9 protein-coding genes are annotated in these 18,241 nt (G+C 61.1%); all 9 read left to right on the top strand.

Annotation, left to right across the window (positions count from 1 at the left end):
- Nucleotide 1: 1 nt before the first annotated feature.
- Nucleotides 2–613, top strand: coding sequence for a hypothetical protein (locus tag ACP7AL_RS10285; RefSeq protein WP_034459607.1), 612 nt, complete (start codon nucleotides 2–4; stop codon nucleotides 611–613).
- Between the two features lie 26 nt (nucleotides 614–639).
- Nucleotides 640–1,659 carry a peptidylprolyl isomerase gene (locus ACP7AL_RS10290; RefSeq protein WP_244434405.1) on the top strand — a complete coding sequence of 340 codons (1,020 nt, stop codon included), beginning with the start codon at nucleotides 640–642 and terminating at the stop codon, nucleotides 1,657–1,659.
- 8 nt (nucleotides 1,660–1,667) lie between these two features.
- Nucleotides 1,668–2,432 carry a hypothetical protein gene (locus ACP7AL_RS10295; RefSeq protein WP_152544212.1) on the top strand — a complete coding sequence of 255 codons (765 nt, stop codon included), beginning with the start codon at nucleotides 1,668–1,670 and terminating at the stop codon, nucleotides 2,430–2,432.
- A gap of 41 nt (nucleotides 2,433–2,473) precedes the next feature.
- Nucleotides 2,474–2,989, top strand: coding sequence for a YbjN domain-containing protein (locus ACP7AL_RS10300; RefSeq protein WP_024921613.1), 516 nt, complete (start codon nucleotides 2,474–2,476; stop codon nucleotides 2,987–2,989).
- A gap of 49 nt (nucleotides 2,990–3,038) precedes the next feature.
- Entirely contained in the window at nucleotides 3,039–15,350 is a 12,312-nt protein-coding gene (locus ACP7AL_RS10305; RefSeq protein ID WP_425991114.1) for a filamentous haemagglutinin family protein, read from the top strand.
- Nucleotides 15,340–15,807, top strand: a complete 468-nt coding sequence (locus ACP7AL_RS10310; RefSeq protein WP_024921611.1) for a hypothetical protein — start codon at nucleotides 15,340–15,342, stop codon at nucleotides 15,805–15,807. The genes ACP7AL_RS10305 and ACP7AL_RS10310 overlap by 11 nt, the downstream gene beginning before the upstream one ends.
- Nucleotides 15,808–15,829: 22 nt before the next feature.
- Nucleotides 15,830–16,576, top strand: a complete 747-nt coding sequence (locus tag ACP7AL_RS10315; protein ID WP_244434406.1) for a lytic transglycosylase domain-containing protein — start codon at nucleotides 15,830–15,832, stop codon at nucleotides 16,574–16,576.
- A 118-nt stretch (nucleotides 16,577–16,694) separates the two neighbouring features.
- Nucleotides 16,695–17,150, top strand: a complete 456-nt coding sequence (locus ACP7AL_RS10320; RefSeq protein ID WP_024921609.1) for a hypothetical protein — start codon at nucleotides 16,695–16,697, stop codon at nucleotides 17,148–17,150.
- 59 nt (nucleotides 17,151–17,209) lie between these two features.
- Nucleotides 17,210–18,157 carry a DUF2167 domain-containing protein gene (locus ACP7AL_RS10325; RefSeq protein WP_024921608.1) on the top strand — a complete coding sequence of 316 codons (948 nt, stop codon included), beginning with the start codon at nucleotides 17,210–17,212 and terminating at the stop codon, nucleotides 18,155–18,157.
- The last annotated feature ends 84 nt before the right edge of the window (nucleotides 18,158–18,241 follow it).

Raw genomic sequence — 18,241 nt, forward strand, 5'->3', positions numbered from 1 at the left:
CATGACCAGGCGAATCTTCATTGTCGTGGCGACTGTGATAGCGGCTCTTGGCGCGGTCGCGAGCGCCCCTGCACAGTCGCAGTCGCAGTCGGAGGCCGATCGTCTGCGCGATGCATTGCGTGCTGCGACGGCGCAGGCCCGCCAGCTCGAGGACGAGCGTGCCGCGCTTCAGGGCAAGATCGCTGAGGCCGAACGCGAGAAGGCAGCGGCCAAGGCCCAGATCGATGCCGCGAAAGCCGAGGTGCGGCGAGTCCGGAAGGAGCAGCGTGAGGCGATCGATGAGTTCAACAGACGGCTCGCCGAGCGAGATGAGACGCTCGAGAAATGGAAAGCCGCCTATGAAGAGGCCGCGACTGTTGCCCGCACCAAGGACGCCGAGCGTGCAAGGTTCGAAGGCGAGGCCAAGGCCTACAAGGCAAGCGCAAAAAGCTGTGGCGGCAAGAACAAGGAACTCCTGAAGGCCGGTGGCGAGCTGCTGGAGCGCTACAAGTCAGTGACCGTCGGCGACGCATTCGTAGCGCAGGAGCCGATGTTCGGCCTGGGTCGGGTCGAAGTGCAAAACCAGATTCAGACCACCTGCGACCGGATCCTCGACCAGCGGGTGCAACAGTGATGAACTGTGAAACAAGGAGCAGGGGCGTGACCAACTGCATCGCAATGCTGACGCGGGTCGCCGCGGGAGTGATCATGCTCTGTGGCCTAGCAACGCAAGGCGGTGCGCAGACGCCGCGACCGGCCCAGCCGGCCCAGGCAAGACCCGTTGTGGTGCAAACGGCGCCGGCGACCCAACCTGCGTTCACGGCCGTGACCCAAGGCGCGGTCCCACCACGCACGAGGTCGGCCGACATCGTCGCGCGGGTTGGCAACTCCGAGGTCTCGATCGAGGAGATCATGGCCTATGTCGCAAACCTCAGCGCGCGCGAGCAGGCCGCGGTCAACCAGGATCCGGCATTGTTGAGCCAGGCCGTCCGCGCGCTCCTCGCCAACCGCCTAGTCCTGCAGGAGCTGCTTTCCAAGAAGTGGGATCAGCAGCCGAACGTCGCGGCGCAGCTTGATCGCTTGCGGGAGACCGCGCTGGCCGAACTCTATTTGCAGTCGGTCTCCGTGCCGCCGGCAAATTATCCGAGCGACGACGAACTGCAGAAGGTCTACGACGCCAACCGGGACGCTCTCTTGGTGCCGCGTCAGTTTCAGCTCGCGCAGATCTTCGTAGCTGTACCCAAAGGCAGCGATAGGGCGGCCGAGGACAACGCAAAAAAGGTGGTTGACGATCTTCAGCGGAAGCTGAAAGTCGGGAGCGACTTCGCTGGCCTCGCTAACGAGAACGGTGCAAAGAATGGCGGAGATCTTGGGTGGATCGCCGAGCAGCAAATTCGTCCTGAAATTCGCAATCAAGTCATGGGGCTTGCGAAGAATGCCCTCTCTGAGCCGATCAGACTGGACGACGGTTGGCATATTCTCAAGCTGATCGACACGAAAGCGTCCTATACGCGCACGCTGCCTGAAGTAAAGGAAGCGCTCGTTCAGCAAATGCGCAGCGAACAGGCGTCCGTCCTGCGCCGCGCCTATCTTGCCGATCTCCTCAAGAAGTCGCCGCCCGCCATCAACGAGATCGCCTTGTCCAAGGTCTTGCACGACGCCAGCGGGGCGAAACGGTGAGGGGTGCGATGTCGTCAGTATTGAGAAGGGATATCGAGACGATTCGAAGGGCGCTTGCTGCTCGCGGCTATAGGAGCGAGGTGGCGTCCATATGGCGTAGAGGCGAGCTCCGTCCAGGAAGTGCGCTCGCCATCCAGTTTGGCGAGGCCACCGCGGCTGGATCGAACGGCCATTCGCGGCTGTTCATTGATGGCATCGTCCAAATCAACGCGGACGAGCAGGCCTCTCAAGGTCTGGTCCATCTGGTGATCGAGAAGGCGGACCAGGTGATCACCGACCGTTCACTTGAGCTTAGCTTGAAGATTGATCTGCATTTGGCCATAGACGCAAACTGTCGCTTGCCGAATGAATTGCGACTTGGCGTGTCCGCAATTCAAAGCGGATACGCCTATCGGCATCTTGTGGGGTTGCTCGCGGATGCCAATGAGACCATCAGGTCTCTCCCGCTTGGTCAGCAACGGAGAAGTGGCGGTAGCCCAGCCGCGAGCATCGAAGCACGTATGGTCGGCGATCTCGCTATCGGTCGCACTGGGCTTGCGCAGTCGAGTCTGCAGACCTTCTCGCAAAATTACCGGGACAGTGTGCTTTCCGCCTGTAATTGGCTGCAACAACGCGCTCTGCCGGAGCTTCGACTCGTCATGCGTGACCTGGCGGGAACGCGATACGGATCCAAGCGTCAGCCGGGTCGGTCTCCGATCGCGAACGACCCTGTTGTCCTTCCCGGGTTCCATGAAGCAACCAACTCGGTTCTCGAACCGCAGACGGCCCAATAATTGGGCTGCTTGACATCGATCATCTTTCAGGGAGACCGCACGTGACCGAAACGATCCTCACCGAAATCACTCTTCAGGCGTTGCGCGAGGCGTTCCAGGACGCCGGCTTCCGCGTCGAAGAGCTGAACGATCCGGTAGCCAATCTGCCGTATCTTCGTTCCGCAACCGGTGGCATGCCGTTCGATGTTCGCCCCGGCAACCGCTCGGCGATCGGGACCGACAGATATGTGGATGTCGGCTTGATCACCGTGTTCCAGGTACAGGGCGAACTCCCACTTGAGATCGTCAACCGCTGGAATGCGACGCGCCGTTTCGGTCGCGTTCAAATAAGTCCGCCATTCCTAGCCCTGCATTTAGATATCTCTGTAGCGGGCGGTGTCACGCATCGATTTCTGCGCACCCAGCTTGAGCTCTGGGACCATCTGATCCAGCAGCTCATCAGCTATCTTCGTGACGAGCTGCAGAAGCTTCCGGCAGCAGGATCCGCTGTATCGGCAGATCAAAACGCGACACCGGAAATGATCCGATCCAGCTTCGAGTTGCCCGCTGACGCATAAAGCAGCCCACGATAACCGTAAGATGCGCACAGCCTAACAGGAGACCGCCATGTCCGTCCGCCGCTCCCATCGTCGTCACCGGAAGCACAACCGCAGCAATGAAAGCAGTGGAGTGAGCGCGGTGCGGAGCGGAGGATATTTCAGGCTGTCGCGCAGCGCGCTGCTTGCCAGCGCAAGCATCATGGTTCTGACGCTGGCATCACCGGCGCGCGCGGTGCCGATCGGGCAGGGCTCGGGATCAGCAGCATCGCCACTATCTGCCGCGACCTACGCGGCACAGCAGGCACAGCAGCAAGCACAACGGGCAGCAGAGCAGGCGCAGCGCGCGATGTCGCGGGCACGAAATATTCTGCAGGACATGCAGTCGGCACAGGTAGCAGCGCGTGCGGCTGCACAGCAGGCCGCGTCAGTGGTGCCCAATGGTTTGACTGCGGGAGGTCTCGTGGCCAATCCCGATCTGGCCTTCAAATGGACCGGCGCCAACGGGCCGACACAGACGACATCCGGGGATCGGACCATCGTCACCATCCAGCAGACCGAGCAGAAGGCGATCGCCAACTGGACGAGCTTCAACGTCGGAGCGAAGACGACGGTCAATTTCGATCAGCAGGACGCAAGCTGGAGCATCCTCAATCGCGTGCAGGATCCGAGCCTCGCGCCAAGCAGTATCCTCGGGACCATCAACGCCAAGGGTACTGTCTACGTCATCAACCAAAGCGGCATCATTTTCGGCGGCACAAGCCAGATCAATGTCGGATCCTTGGTGGCCTCATCGCTCTGGCTCAACCAAAGCCTTTATGCGAATGGAATTCTAAACAACTCCACTGGAGAGTTCCAGTTCTCAGCTTTGCCGACCATTAAACCTCCGACCGATCCACTCGACACGGCGCCGTCTGTCGGCGCGGTCGGCGAGGTCGTCGTCGAAAAAGGCGCGTTCCTAAACGCCGCTACCTCGGGCGCGCACCAGGGCGGGCGCATCATGCTACTCGGTCCCAACGTCAGGAACGAAGGCGTGATCTCGACGCCGGACGGCCAGACCATTCTCGCAGCGGGCCTTCAGGTCGCGATCCGTGCGCATGACGCCAGTGATCCTAGCTTGCGCGGTCTCGATGTTTTCGTCGGCAAGGTTAGCGATCCTTCGCTTGGCGTTGTTGATACTGCAGGGAGCAGCCTGGCGGCGCGCGGTGTCATATGGAACGGCGGCTTAATTACCGCCCCGCTTGGCAACATCAGCCTAAACGGCGCGGCCATATATCAGGATGGAGTGACGCTGGCTACCACCTCGGTCGCGCTCAACGGACGGATCGATATCAACGCGGCCTACGACGCCGCCATCTTCTATGGGTTGCCGGGCGGGGCGTCGTTAAAGGACATCTATCCCGAAGGATTATACTTGGCGCCGCGCAAAACAGGCTTGGTTGAATTCGGGTCGCGGAGCCTGACCTCGGTCCTGCCGGAGATCGACAGCACAGAAACTGTACAGCTTTCCTCACTTCAACAGAAATCCCAGATCAATGTGCTGGGAAGCGCAATCCATCTCAAAAACGGGACGGACACCGGCGGAACATTAGTGGGAGCAACGATTCTCGCGCCGTCCGGCAAAGTTAGTATGAGTGCCGGCGAATTCCTCGATCTCGGTGATGCAGATATTGCAGATGAATATCGCACAACCAGGCTGCCCGGGATATCGCAGTTCTTTATGCCCTCCGGCAAGAATGGCGTTCTCCATCAAATCTATCTTGACTCCGGTGCGCTGATCGACGTCTCCGGCCTGGTGAACGTCCCGGAATCGGTCGCCAACACCGTGATCCAGGCGGAGCTGCGCGCGGCTCAACTCGCCGACTCGCCGTTACAGCGCGATGGCGCACTGCGCGGCGCCACCGTCTGGGTGGATCTGCTGCAAAGCGGCGTCTTCAACGGCAAGAGCTACATCGGCACACCGTTTGCCGACATTGCCGGCTTTATCGATCTCGTCCCGCACACAGTGGCGCAGCTCTCAGTCAACGGCGGCTCCGTGAACCTGAACGCGGGCGATGCTGTGGTGGTGCGCGATGGCGCCCGCATCAGTGTGGCGGGCGGGTCGATCGCCTATCAAGGCGGATATGTTCACGAGCAGTCGCAGCTCCTTCTGCAGGACGGCGGCTACGTGGCGCTGTCTCAAGCAACCCCTGATCGTGTCTATACTGGATTGGCTGGCGGATTCACGCGCAGTCACTCGCGCTGGGGGAGGACGGAAACATATTCGAGTTCGCTGCGCCCGACGATGCAATATCGCGACGGCTTCATGAAGGGCGGCGACGGCGGAACGCTTTCGATTATGGCGCCAGCGATGGTACTCGATGGTGCGCTCAATGGCGCCGTCTTGACTGGTCCCTATCAGTTGACGGCGGCTTCGGCTCCGAAGCCTTCGACGCTGAATCTCTTGTTGGGCAGTATCGCCGATTTCGAAGCAGGCAACGCCAAGCCATTTTTCACATCGAGCGCCGCTAACGCTCAGACGTTCAACGGAGTGTCGTTCGGCGTTGGCCCCGACATTATTCTGGGCGCGGCGCGCGCATCCGGCGGACCCGTCCCTACTGAGTTCTCCCAGCCTTTGGCCGCCGCAGACAACGCCACACTCAAGATTGATGCGTCTGTTTTCGGCGTCGACGGTTTCGGAATCGCTAATATCGACAATCAGAGTGGCCGGGTTTTGGTGCCCGCCGGAGTCAACCTCGGTTATGCCATCTCACCCTTGTCGGGACTCAGCATCACGGCGCGCGGTATCGACGTTCAGGGCGACATCACCTACCATGGGGGACAGGTTGTCCTGACGGGATCGTTGCTTCCGCTGGACTATCTGACGACGACACCGCCTTCCGTAACCAATCCTATTCGGTTCGAAGATCTGCCCTCCATCGTGGTATCGGGCCGCATTGATGTGTCGGGTGCCGTCATCGACGCCGCACAGGCTGCAGCATCTCCACGGATCACTGCGGGGGGGGCGATCAGTATCTCTGCAGGAGGAATAGGGATTGGGAGCCTCGGTTCTCACGTGCCACCGACGTCTTTTGCCTACCCAATGGGTATCGGTGGGAGCGTCTTGATTCGGGAAGGCAGCGTTCTCGACGTTTCAGGCGGCGTTCTCGTCAGCAGTTCGAGCAAAATTTCCTACGGTAATGCCGGAGCAATCAGCCTCCTCGGATTGGCTCCCTCTACCTTTAATGCGTTGATTGAAACGGCGCCGTGGATAGCAACCGGGGGCGGAACTGGCTCCTATCGAACAACGTTGCTTACCTCCGGTGAGTTGAGGGGGTTTTCCGGCGCAGCAGGCGGATCGCTCGCGCTCCAGGGCAGGGCCTTCCAGATTGGTGGCGCGGCTGCCGAAGACGTGACTGTGATCTCGCCGGACTTCTTCGATCGAGGGGGCTTCAGCCGCTTCGCACTGACCGGGTACTCTGCGCTCGGCCCCGATGGAGTCACAGTTGTTCCCGGTATACATCTGGTCGCAGGGATAAAGATCGAGCCCAAGGTGCAGAAGGTCGCGGCATCTTTCAGCGGCTCGCATGAAATAGGGCTGTCGCCTTATCTGCCCGTGGATGAGCTCCGCGATCCGGTGTCACTGACGCTGAGGGCAATCAACAACAGTCCCGCGCGTGGCGACATCCTCATAGGGGAAGGCGCTGCAATCTCGCTCAAGCCGGGTCGCACCGCCAATACGATCAAGGGCTCCTCCATCGCCATCAGTGGTTCCACGGTCACCGTGCTTGGAACGCTGACTGCGCCCGGAGGGAAAATCTCGATTGCCGCGGGATCGACGGCAAAGATTAACGAGAGCGGCGAGACTCTTACGCATACGCTGCACCTGGGCGCCAACAGCAGCCTGAATGTGGCTGGCGCCACCGTGCTGATTCCGGATGCGCGCGGATTGCGCACTGGCGCGGTGCTTGCTGGTGGCAGTATCACGCTTCAGGGTGACATTGTTGCCGAGAAGGGCAGCACTCTCGATGTTTCCGGTACCCGTGGTGTTCTCGACCTCCCGTCGAGTGCTGGAAGCGGACTATCTGCTAAATCCGTGGCGACGTGGATAGAGAGCGATGGTGGCTTGTTGTCGATCATAAGCTCGGGATTGCTGGTCGTCGAATCTACGCTCCGCGGTACTGCCGGCGGCGTGAACGCTGTGGGTGGCGTGCTTTCCGTATCATCATCGGTAAATTTTGGAGATAGCCGCATAGGGCCGTCCTCCTTCGTCCCCTCCCTCATCGTCACTCAGGACGATCAGCAACTGCTCAACGGAATCACGTTCGCACCCGGAAATGCGACAGTACGGACCGCGCTGCCGGGCAGCATATGGTGCGCCGTCGGCTGCCCGGACAGTGTCGTGTCCCGCGGGCATTTCTCCATCGACCGGTTCGCCAGCGGTGGCTTCGACACCCTGCGCTTGAACAGCGACGGCGGCGCAGGTGCCGTGCTGTTTCGAGGCGATGTCACGATTGACGCCCGTCGGAGCCTGATGGTGAGCCAGCTGGGCAACGCGATTTATGCTGACGGCGCGGTGACGTTGAGGGCGCCTTACGTCGCGCTCGGCAGCTCTTATCGGCCTTTCGCTCCAAGTGATGCTGCCTTCCTGCTGCCCAACCTCGACGCTGGCATTTTGGGTGCGATTCCGGCACATCAATTCGGCCCCGGCAGCCTGAGCGTCATCGCCCAGAAGCTGATCGACATCGGCAATCTGGCGCTGGAGAATATATCCACAACCTCGTTCGACGTCAGGGACGGAGACCTGCGCGGGTTCGGCGTCCTCGATGCCGCAGGGAGCGTGGTGATCGCGGCGGGGCAAGTCTACGCGCCAACCGACGCGCGGTTGCAGATCATCGTCAATCCTTCGAACGCCGACGAAGGCCGCTTGACGATCAGCGGCGGCGCATCGCGGCCAACGCCGCTGTCCGTCAATGGCGGGATCGAGCTTTACGCCCGTACGATTGACATCTCGGGCACCGTACGCGCGCCGTTCGGCACCATCAATGTCGGTTTCGATCCCGCGGAGCCAGCGCCTAAGGATCCCATCACCGGAGCGGATATTCCGGGTGTAAATACCCTGACGCTGGCGGACGGCAGCCTGCTTTCGGTGTCAGCGGATGGCTTGGTGATGCCTTACGGGGGTCTGGGTAAGGACGGCTCATGGATCCCGCCTTTCGCTCCCATCTCTCCGGTGCCGCCGATCAACACCTCGGGCGCACCGGAAAAGGTCGTCAGCCTTCTCGCCGACAAGATCAACTCGAAGTCCGGTGCCAGGATTGATATCGCCGGCGGTGGGGACCTCTACGCCTATCAATGGACGCAAGGCAATGGCGGCTCGACCGACATCCTAGCCAAATCGGACGCCTACGCGGTGATCCCGGGTTACGGCTTCGACTATGCGCCGCACTATTCCAACTCCGCCTCGGGCTATGTCAATGCGGGACTCGGCGTCGGCAGCCAGATCTATCTGGCTGCCGGCGCAGGCCTTGCTGCGGGCACCTATACGCTGCTGCCGGCGCGCTATGCGCTTCTCCCAGGCGCGTATCTCGTGACGCCAAGCTCCAGTTCGGCGACAGGCACCGTTTCCATAACGCGGCCCGACGGCTCAGCGATGGTCGCGGGCTATTTCAGCAATGCGCTGGACGGCAAGGCGCTGGGCGCGATCATGCCGAAGTACTTCGAGGTGGCGCCGGGCACCGTGGTGCATGCCCGCGCACAATATGATGATTTCCGTGCCAACACCTTCCTGGCCGACGCTGCGGCCAAGGCCGGCATAACTCCGCAGCGCCTGCCGATGGATGGCGGCCGTTTGCTGATCGCGGCGGCCACCGAGCTGCTGCTCCACGGCAGGGTACAGTCGGCAGGTGCGTCGGCTGCCGCACTCGGCGGGTTCGTTGATATCGGAAGTTCCAATCCGAATGGCATCGCCATCCTTGGCGGTACCGCCGAGCGGAGCCTTTATACCGGCTGGGTGACGATCGAAGCCGCCGATCTCGGCGCGTTTGGCGCGAGCAGCCTGCTCGTCGGTGGCCACCGGGACGGCACCGGTAACATCACGGTGACGAGCGCCAATCTCATCCTCGACAATCGGGAAGAAGCCCTCTTCGGGCAAGACGTTGTTCTCGTCTCGCGCGGGGCTCTGACACTGAAGGACGGTGCGCGGATCGAGGCTCGCGGCGCTGCGACGGGCGGGGCCGGCCAGCCCTTGAGCATCGGTCGCGACGCGGTGGCGGGGAGCGGCAATGGCTCAGCCGTTCGCGTCAGCACTTCGGCTGACGCGCGGCTGACGCGATTTGGCTATGATAGCTCCACCACGCCAACGCTGTTGGTTGGCCGCAATGTGCAGCTGATCGGCCGCGACGGACAGGGGCAGCCGAGTGCGGCTGGCTCGGTGATCTTGAATTCCACGGGCAATACGGTGATTGATCCGTCCGTCGTGATCAAGACACGCAGCCTGCAGGAGGCGGGCCAGCAAGTCACGCTAGCGCTCGACGGCAGCTACACGCTTCCCTCCAATCCCGGCATCGTCCTCACCGGGCAGGCGCTCAGCCAGTTGCTGACGGAGGCCGAGCGCGTGATACTGACATCCTACCGGACGCTCGATATCTACGGCCATGGCGAATTCGGCACCGTAGGGCAGGGCAAGCTCGCCTTCGAGGCCGCGCAGATTCGCGGCTTCAACACCGGCGCTGAGGGTGTGACTTTTGCCGCTGACACGGTGAGCCTCGGCAATCGCGAGCGCGGGATTGCTGCGTCAGCTGATCAGGCAGGAGCAAGTGGTGCGTTTCGCCTGAACGCCAACACTATCGAGCTCGGGGCTGGCGCGCTGGCGATCGACCAGTTCACGGGCGTGAAGCTTGATGCGGCGCGTGGAGTCCTGACCTCTGGGGCGGGCGGGCTTTCTCTCGGCAGTGATCTTGTCGTGGATACACCGCTCGTTACCGCAGCCAAGGGTGTGGATTACACGATTTCGGCCAATGGCCGGGCGATCTTCAACAGCACACTAGGGCAGACCGCTACGGTCGAGGGTGGTCTCGCCGCCAAGCTCACAGTGCTCGCGACTACGATAGAAGCCACGGGCGCAACCTTCCGGCTGCCGAGCGGTCGTCTCAGCCTGCACGCGCTCGATGGCGACATCGCTCTCACGGACACCGTTCTCGATGCGTCGGGAACGGAGCAGGTGTTCTTCGATGTGATCCGCTACTCCGGTGGTGGCGGCGTAGCGCTGACCTCGGATGCAGGTTCGGTTCGCCTGACGGGTGGTAAAGTTTCGGTGGCGGCGCCGCAAGTGGGTGGCGATGGCGGGGAGTTCGATGTCGACGTCAGGAACGGCGAGTTCATCGTCAGCGGAACGAGCCTCGAAGGTGGCGGTGGGGCCAAGGGCGTGGGCGGGCGTTTCAAGCTCGACACGAAGCGCCTCGTCGGCACTGCCGCGCTTGATGCCATGTTGGATCGGGGTAGCTTCTCGACCTTGCGCAACGTTCGGGTGCGCAGCGGCGATGTCATGCTCGACGGGCTCGCCACCGCTAAATCCTACTCGCTCTCGGCGGATGCCGGGGCCATCACGGCGACGGCCCACGGACAGATCCGTGCCGGCGGACCAACGGGAGGCACGATCTATCTCGCGGCGTCGGACGATATTACACTACAAAGCGGCTCCTTGCTCGACGTCTCGGCCGATGCGTTCGACAATGCGGGCAAGGGCGGTACAATCTGGCTCGAAACCCGTGGCGAGGGAGCTAACGGGATCGACATCCAGACTGGATCGCGCCTTGATCTTGCCGTCGCGGGCGGCCCGGGCGGCGTCCTCCATCTGCGTGCGCCTCGCACTGACGCGGCAGACGGTGCCGTAACCACCTCTGGCGCCGGCACATCGATAAAGATCCAGCCGGTGAACGGCACGGTGTCGAACGCCTCCTCAATCGTGGCCGAGGGATTCAAGGTCTATGCGCGTGCCAATGGCGCAATTGACGGCGTCGTTCAGGCGTTGGCAGACAACGACGCGAAGGCCTATCTCGGCGCCGCCGGAAGCGACGCCAATACGACAGCGATCAAGACCCGGCTGTTCGGCTCGCAGCCAGCTCTCGCTGCCATCGCCCAGATCACACCCGGCGTAGAGATCCAGAATGGCGACCGCAGCGCCGTCGCCTTCAAATTGAACGGCGCGGGCAGCCTGATTTCCTTCGACGGGGGTACGACCGCGACCGTCGTCGCGGGAACCGGAGCTCTGACTGTCTCAACCGCCGGCTACTGGATCGACGCAGCCACAGGGAAGCGGACGAGCTTTGCCGCCGGAGCTACTCTGACGGGTCTTTCCGCTAACGCCAAGATCATCACCGTGGGGGCAGGAACTCTGACAGCTGGCGGATCGGTGAGCCTTTCGGTTCCCGGCAATATCAATCTGACCGGGCTGAAGAACGCTGATATCACGCCAGTTGCGGGCGGCGTCGTCCTGTCGTTGGCCTCGACTGCAGATGCGACAGCCAACACCATCACCCTGCCGGCGGCCACGCCGTTCACGCTTCCATTTGGAACCTCAGGTGTTCGAATCAAATCATCTGCGGCAGGCTCCTACAAGCTGCCCAGCGGAGTCACCACCAATTTTCTCGCTAACGCGAATCTAAATAGTTTGGTTCCCGGAACCATCGTTACACTCAATGCGCCAGGCACTTTGACACAGCAATTCACAGTCAGCAACGGAGCGACGGCGATCACGCTGCCCGCCGACACGACGGTGAGCAACGTCACGCTCACGCTGAGCCAAACCAGCGGCGCGAATGTCGCGGTGCTTTCGAGCGGCAGCCTGGCGCTGGGCAGCGCCGCGAGCACAACGACATCCGACTGGAATCTCTCGACCTGGCGTTATGGTCCTGACCGCGTGCCGGGCACGCTCACTTTACGCGCTACCGGTAATATCGAATTCTACAATACATTGACCGATGGATTCACCAGCACCGGCGTCACCTATCCGAGTGCTGTATTGCCCGGAGCAGCGTCCGCATCCGCCACAAGTCGTCTACATTGGGGCGCTATGCTGGATCTGCTGATGCCAGCAGGCTCGGCCTCTTGGTCCTATCGTGTTATCGCGGGCGCTGATCTCTCGGCAGCCGACTACCGAGAGCGCCTGCCTCTGGCGGAGCTTGGGACCACAACCGGTTCGATAACGCTCGGCAAGAACGGTGCGGATTACAACGGTTTTGCTTCCTATGCGCCAAAATCGGCAACTGCAAGTGTGTCTAACGACCGGGTGCCGTACTATAGCTCGACAAATTTCTTCCAGGTAATCCGCACTGGGACCGGCGATATCGATCTCCTTGCAGGTCAGGATATCCGGCTCATCAACCCGTTCGCCGCGATCTACACCGCTGGCAGCCGGATCGTTCCCGATCCAGCCATCTTCGATGCACCGACCACAACATATCAGGCCTTCAATACAGCCTCCTACAATCTTGGTTATGCATTCCCCAAGCTCGTAACTTATCCAGCTCAATATAGTGATCATGGCGGCAACGTCACGCTGGTAGCGGGGAATGACATCCGCAGGTTGACCGGCTACGGCGCGGTCGGGAGCCGGACGTTCGTCGACGCGTCCAGCCTGGAATTACCAAACAACTGGCTCTATCGGCGCGGCTATATCGACCCGGCGAACGGCATGTTCGATATGGCGACCCCGTTCACGGATGGCTTGGGTAAGCCGACCGATAAAGCATCGACCACATGGTGGGTCGATTTCAGCAACTTCTTCCAAGGTGTCGGAACACTGGGCGGCGGCAACGTGAGACTCCAGGCCGGCCAAGACATCGTCAACGTTGACGCCGTCGCGCCGACTAATGCTTGGACTCCAAAGAACGTGCTGGCCGCGACGGCGCCGCTCACGGAATATGGTGGCGGCGATGTTTCCGTGATCGCAAGCCGTGATATCAGCGGCGGCGTCTACTACGTCGAAAAGGGCAAAGCGATCCTGGATGCCGGCGGCAGCATCCATTCCAATCCTGCGCGGAACACCGTAGATGCCCTAGCGTGGGAGTCGGGCTTGAAGATTTCGGCGGCGGGCGGCGTTGTCAGCGAGTTCACGAGAAATCTCATTCTCGATCCGGACTCCTGGCTGCCCACGACCCTGTTCCTTGGGAAAGGCGATATCGAGATATCCGCGGCGGGCGACATTCTGGTCGGGCCAATTCTCAACCCGTTTGCTTTGCCGCAAGGGATACTCAATAACTTGGCCCAGAAGACGTATTTCAGCACTTACGCGCCTACAAACAAGGTCATGGCGACCTCCCTCTCAGGGGATATCACCCTGTCGAACAAAAAAGGTCGCGACACGGTCGGCTCGCTTGCTAGTTACTACGAGCAGATGTTCGCTGTGCACAGCCTGTCCCCTTTGGCGTCGAGGCGTGGGTGGCTCCGTCTCGGGGAGGTGACATCTTTCGCGGGCCAGGACGTGTTCAGCCAAGTCTATCTGACCAAGCCGTCGACACTTCAGCTTGCAGCACTGTCGGGTGACGTATCTATTATTGGACCGCTGCTGCTCTCGCCGTCGCCAACCGGCACTCTCGATCTGCTGGCCTCTGGGAATATAAGTGGCTACAATTTAATAACGGACACAACTGGCTCCAGCATTTCCAAGTATGGCGTCGAAGCGCAGGTCACTCTTTCCGACGCAGACTACCTTCGCATTGCAAGCCCGCTGTCACCTCGGGCCACTTCTGGGGCGGGCAGAGTCATCGCAAGCCCGTCTTCATCCGCCGATGGGCTGTCTATCTCGGGTGCCACAAATCAAACCCTTGCCGACAAGCTTGCTGCGCACGGCAAGCTGACACATCGGGATGATTGGGAGCCGGTTCGCCTCTATGCACGCGGTGGTGATATCACCGGTCTGCAAGTGATCTCGCCCAAGCAAACCCGCCTGATCGCCGGACGCGACATTTCGGACATTGCCCTCTATTTGCAGAACCTGCATGAGACGGACATCAGCATCGTGTCTGCTGGTCGCGATATCGTTGGCTATGCGCCGAACTCGCTCGCGCGGCTGGCATCGTTGCCACTCGTTACTGTGATCTCCCCCTGGACAACTGTTGTCCAGATGGATTCGCCGCAGGCTGGTGATATCCAGCTCGGCGGGCCAGGCAGCCTTCACCTGCTGGCGGGACGCAATATCGATCTCGGCGTGGACGCTCGTGCCGGGACCGCGACTGCGCCTCAGAATGGAACCGCAACCGGCATTGTCACGATCGGCAATCAGTCCAACCCGTTCCTGCCGTTATCGGGCGCCTCCATCACCATGGCGGCCGGTCTTGGTACAATGGCGAAAGATATCGGCGGACCTGGCCTCGACTACGGCGCCTTCGAGCGAGATTTCCTCGATCCTGCGACAGCGGGTGACAGGGCGGACCGCCTGCTGTCGAAGCTTGGCAAGGCGCTCAATTTGTCGGACACCTCGCCCGCGACGGTGTACGCAGCGTACAAGGCTGCAGACGAGAACAAGAAGCGTAAATGGGCGCTCGAAGCCTTCTTTATCGCACTCGATCAGTCCGGTCGGGACCATAACGATCCGGACGCGATCCATAGGACTTATGAGGACGGCTTTGCCGCTATTGCCGCGCTGTTCCCGGCCAACGACGAGGCGAGAGGCAGCATCCTGCTCACATCGCGCCAGATCAAGACAGCGCGGGGTGGCGACATCAATATGCTAGTGCCCCACGGTGGAGTCGAGGTTGGCTTTACCTTGGTCGGGTCGCAGCCGCAGGATCAAGGCATCCTTACCGAAGGTGGCGGCGACATCCGCATCTTCGCCGACGGCAGCATCCTGCTCGGCACCTCCCGCATCTTCACCCTGCGCGGCGGCAATATCCTGATCTGGTCGAGCTTCGGGGACATCGCCGCCGGCGCGGCCTCCAAGACCGTCAAGGCGGCACCTCCGACCCGCGTGCGAATCGATCCCGATACCGGGATTGTCGAGAACGATCTCGCGGGCCTTTCCACCGGTGGCGGCATCGGTACTCTGGCTGTATTCCCCGACGCACCACCAAGCTGGATCAATCTCATCGCACCCAACGGTGCGGTGGATGCGGGCGATGCGGGCATCCGCGCGTTCGACATCAATCTCGCCGCGCGCCTCGTGCTGAACGCCGCCAACATCCAAGTGCAAGGCAACTCGACGGGAATCCCGACGGTGCAAGCGCCGCCTGTGGCCGCGCTCACGTCAGCCTCAAACGTCGGAGCCTCCACGCAGCAGTTAGCGCCGCAGCAGCCGAGCAACAACGGACAAGCCTCGGTCATGATCGTCGAGATTGTCGGCTATGGGGGATCGCAAGGCTCGGATCAGGACAATAACGACGAGCGGAAGCGTAATGCCCCATAAGCAGCCGCTCGCTTTGTGGTGGAAGCGGGGGCTTCACCTCCTCGGGGCACTGACGGGCGTTATCGCAAGTGCGGCGACGCCGTCGCCCGCCGCTGCTCAAGGGACCGCCTATCGCTCCGCCGCGAGCGCGCCGGCGACGTGGCAAAACTTTGCCGGCGAGCTGAAAGGCAGTTTCGAAAACCGGCTCGCTGGTGATGCTGCTGCCGCGCGCCGCCTGCACGAGGCCTTAGCAAAGCATGATAAACATTCGTCCGAAACCCTTGTGGTTCGTAGTTGGGTCACATCCGCCGGCAAAATCGAGCGATTGGAGTTCGACGGGATTGACGACGTAGACATTATCGTCGGTCTGCGCGCACTTCTCGCCAGTGTCGTTGTAAGCCCGCCGCCTGCCGATATGCTTCAGCCGCTGCACCTTCACCTGTCAGTCCGCTCCAGCGATCAATCGCACGAGGAGTAGTGGCATGTGGGTAAAGCGATGTGTGCTCGCCATTCTGATCATGGCTACGTCGACCGACGTTTCCATTCGATTTGCCCGTGCCGAGTCCATCTTGAGCCCGCCGGCCTCGGAAAGCCAAGCGAATCCATCGACTAAAAACGCGGATACGCAGGAGTCGAAAGCTAATGCCTCCACCCCGAGGAGTGTGCATGACGGCGGTGCGCTGCCTCAGGGATACGGTATGCGGGCAGACTATCGCGCTCTGATCGAAACAGAGGCCAGACGCGAGGGCCTCGCGCCGGAAGTCGCGGAAGCCGTGATGGCGGTCGAGAGCGGCTACAACCCGGCGGCGATTGGTGGCGTCGGCGAAATCGGCTTGATGCAGATTTTGCCATCGACTGCACGGATGCTTGGCTTTGCCGGCAGCAATGCCGAGCTTGCCGCGCCCGCCAACAACATCCGTTACGGCGTCAGGTATCTGGCCCAAGCTTGGCGTCTGGCGGGCGGTGACCTATGCACCGCCACGATGAAGTATCGCGCCGGGCATGGCGAGAGTCGATTTTCCTATCGTTCGGTCAACTATTGCCTGGCGGTGCGCAGCAAGCTGGTGGCGCGGGGCTTTCGCGTGACCGGCACCGTTCCGGTGGCGACGTTCGGGCAGCCGGACACCAGCGGGGGCGGGGATTGTAGACGCAAGTGCCTGAGCGGTGGGCGCATCGGCACTGTTAATCTCGCCGCGCTCAACACAAGGCTCAGCGCGCTGGTCGTGCAGGTCCGGACAGGGCGATAGCAATGATGACAACGGCGCCGATCTTCGTACCCCGTTCGGCTCGGCAGTGGGCGCTAGTGAATCTTGTCGCCCTTCATATCAAAGCGAATGCGACCGCGACGCAGGTGAGGGTCATGCGATGAGGGCGCGGAAGATCGATCCGGTTATCGATGCTGGGATTTGGAAACGAGTGGCGATTGTAATCGCAATCGTCATCCTTGTGGCGCTGGTCATGATCGCTGGCGCCAAAGCGCAGACGACCTTGCCCGAGATATTCGTCAGTCCGCCCGATCTTCCGCCGAAAAGTGTCCTGGGCGCCGGTCAAAAGGGCAGTAGAGACGGCGAGGCGGGAAACGACGGCAAGGCGGATGGCAACCAGTCACTCAAAGAGATCAATGAGCAACTCAGGCGCAAGACTGACGAGACCAATCCGGTTCTCAATACCCCACCGCTGGACGCACACTCCCCCGACACCAAAACCGGCATCGTTAATATCCCAGGAGTCCAGCAGCAATACGGGCTGAATTTCGGACATTCAGCCACGCCGTTCAGGCCGCCGCCCTCGACTTTCAACACGCCGCTCGGACGACGATAGAACGGGGTATGCCACGCCAGTTAGTCACTTAGGTCATACAGCACACTTTGGAGAGGTCGATGAAAAGACAGGTCGGAGCTGTTGGAGTTCTGCTTCTGGCGCTATTTGCTGAATGTGCCTTCGCCGAGTCGGCGCCTCCGAGTGAGGCGTCGCGAAGAGCAGAACTGAGCACCGCATTGCAGGCGGCTGGGCAAGCAGGAACCAAAGGGCCTGCCGATGTTTCCCTGATCGACCAGGCCGCGCTCAAGCTTTCGACCGGCGACCTTTTCGTCCCGAAGGAGGAAGGCGCGCGCCTGCTGCGCGCCTTCGGCAATGTCGTTAGCGAAACTAGTTTCGTTGGCCTTGTCGTCGGCCAATATCAGAACGATCTGTCGATTGTGGTGATCCGTCATGTCAGGGATGGTTACATCAAGGACGACGACGCCAAGAGCTGGAACGCTGACGACCTTCTGAAGAACCTAAAAAGCAGCACCGAGGAGGCCAACAAGGATCTGGTAGCGCGCGGATTTCCCGAACGGCAGGTGATCGGATGGGTTGAGGCACCGCATTATGATGCCGTCACACATCGCCTGGTTTGGTCGGTACTTGGCGCGGATAAAGGAGCGCCGAGCGACACTCCCAAGAACATCAATTACAACACCTACGCGCTGGGGCGTGATGGCTATTTCAGCCTGAATCTGCTGTCCGATTCGGATCGCATTTCAGGCGAGAAAGCATTCGCCCACCGGTTGCTTGCCGCGCTCGCCTACAATGATGGCAAACGCTACGAGGACTTTAACGCCTCGACCGATAGCATTGCCGAGTATGGGCTTGCGGCGCTGATCGGCGGAATTGCGGCCAAGAAGCTCGGCCTGTTTGCGTTAGCGATCGCCTTTGTGCTCAAATTCGCGAAGGTCATCTTCGCCGGAGCCGCGATGGTCGGCATTGGCGTCATAAAATTCTTCCGCCGTAAGACGAGAGATGACAAGACGGCGGATAGGCCGTTAGACGCACCAGACGCCGCATGAAGGCGCTGTTTTTCATACTGCTCCCAGGCCTCAAATGAGGCAAGATCGCTACCGCTGGCGGCAGCATCTGTTGTCGCTTGCGGT

The sequence above is a fragment of the Afipia sp. DC4300-2b1 genome, assembly GCF_049895725.1.
Classification (GTDB): Bacteria; Pseudomonadota; Alphaproteobacteria; order Rhizobiales; family Xanthobacteraceae; genus Afipia; species Afipia broomeae.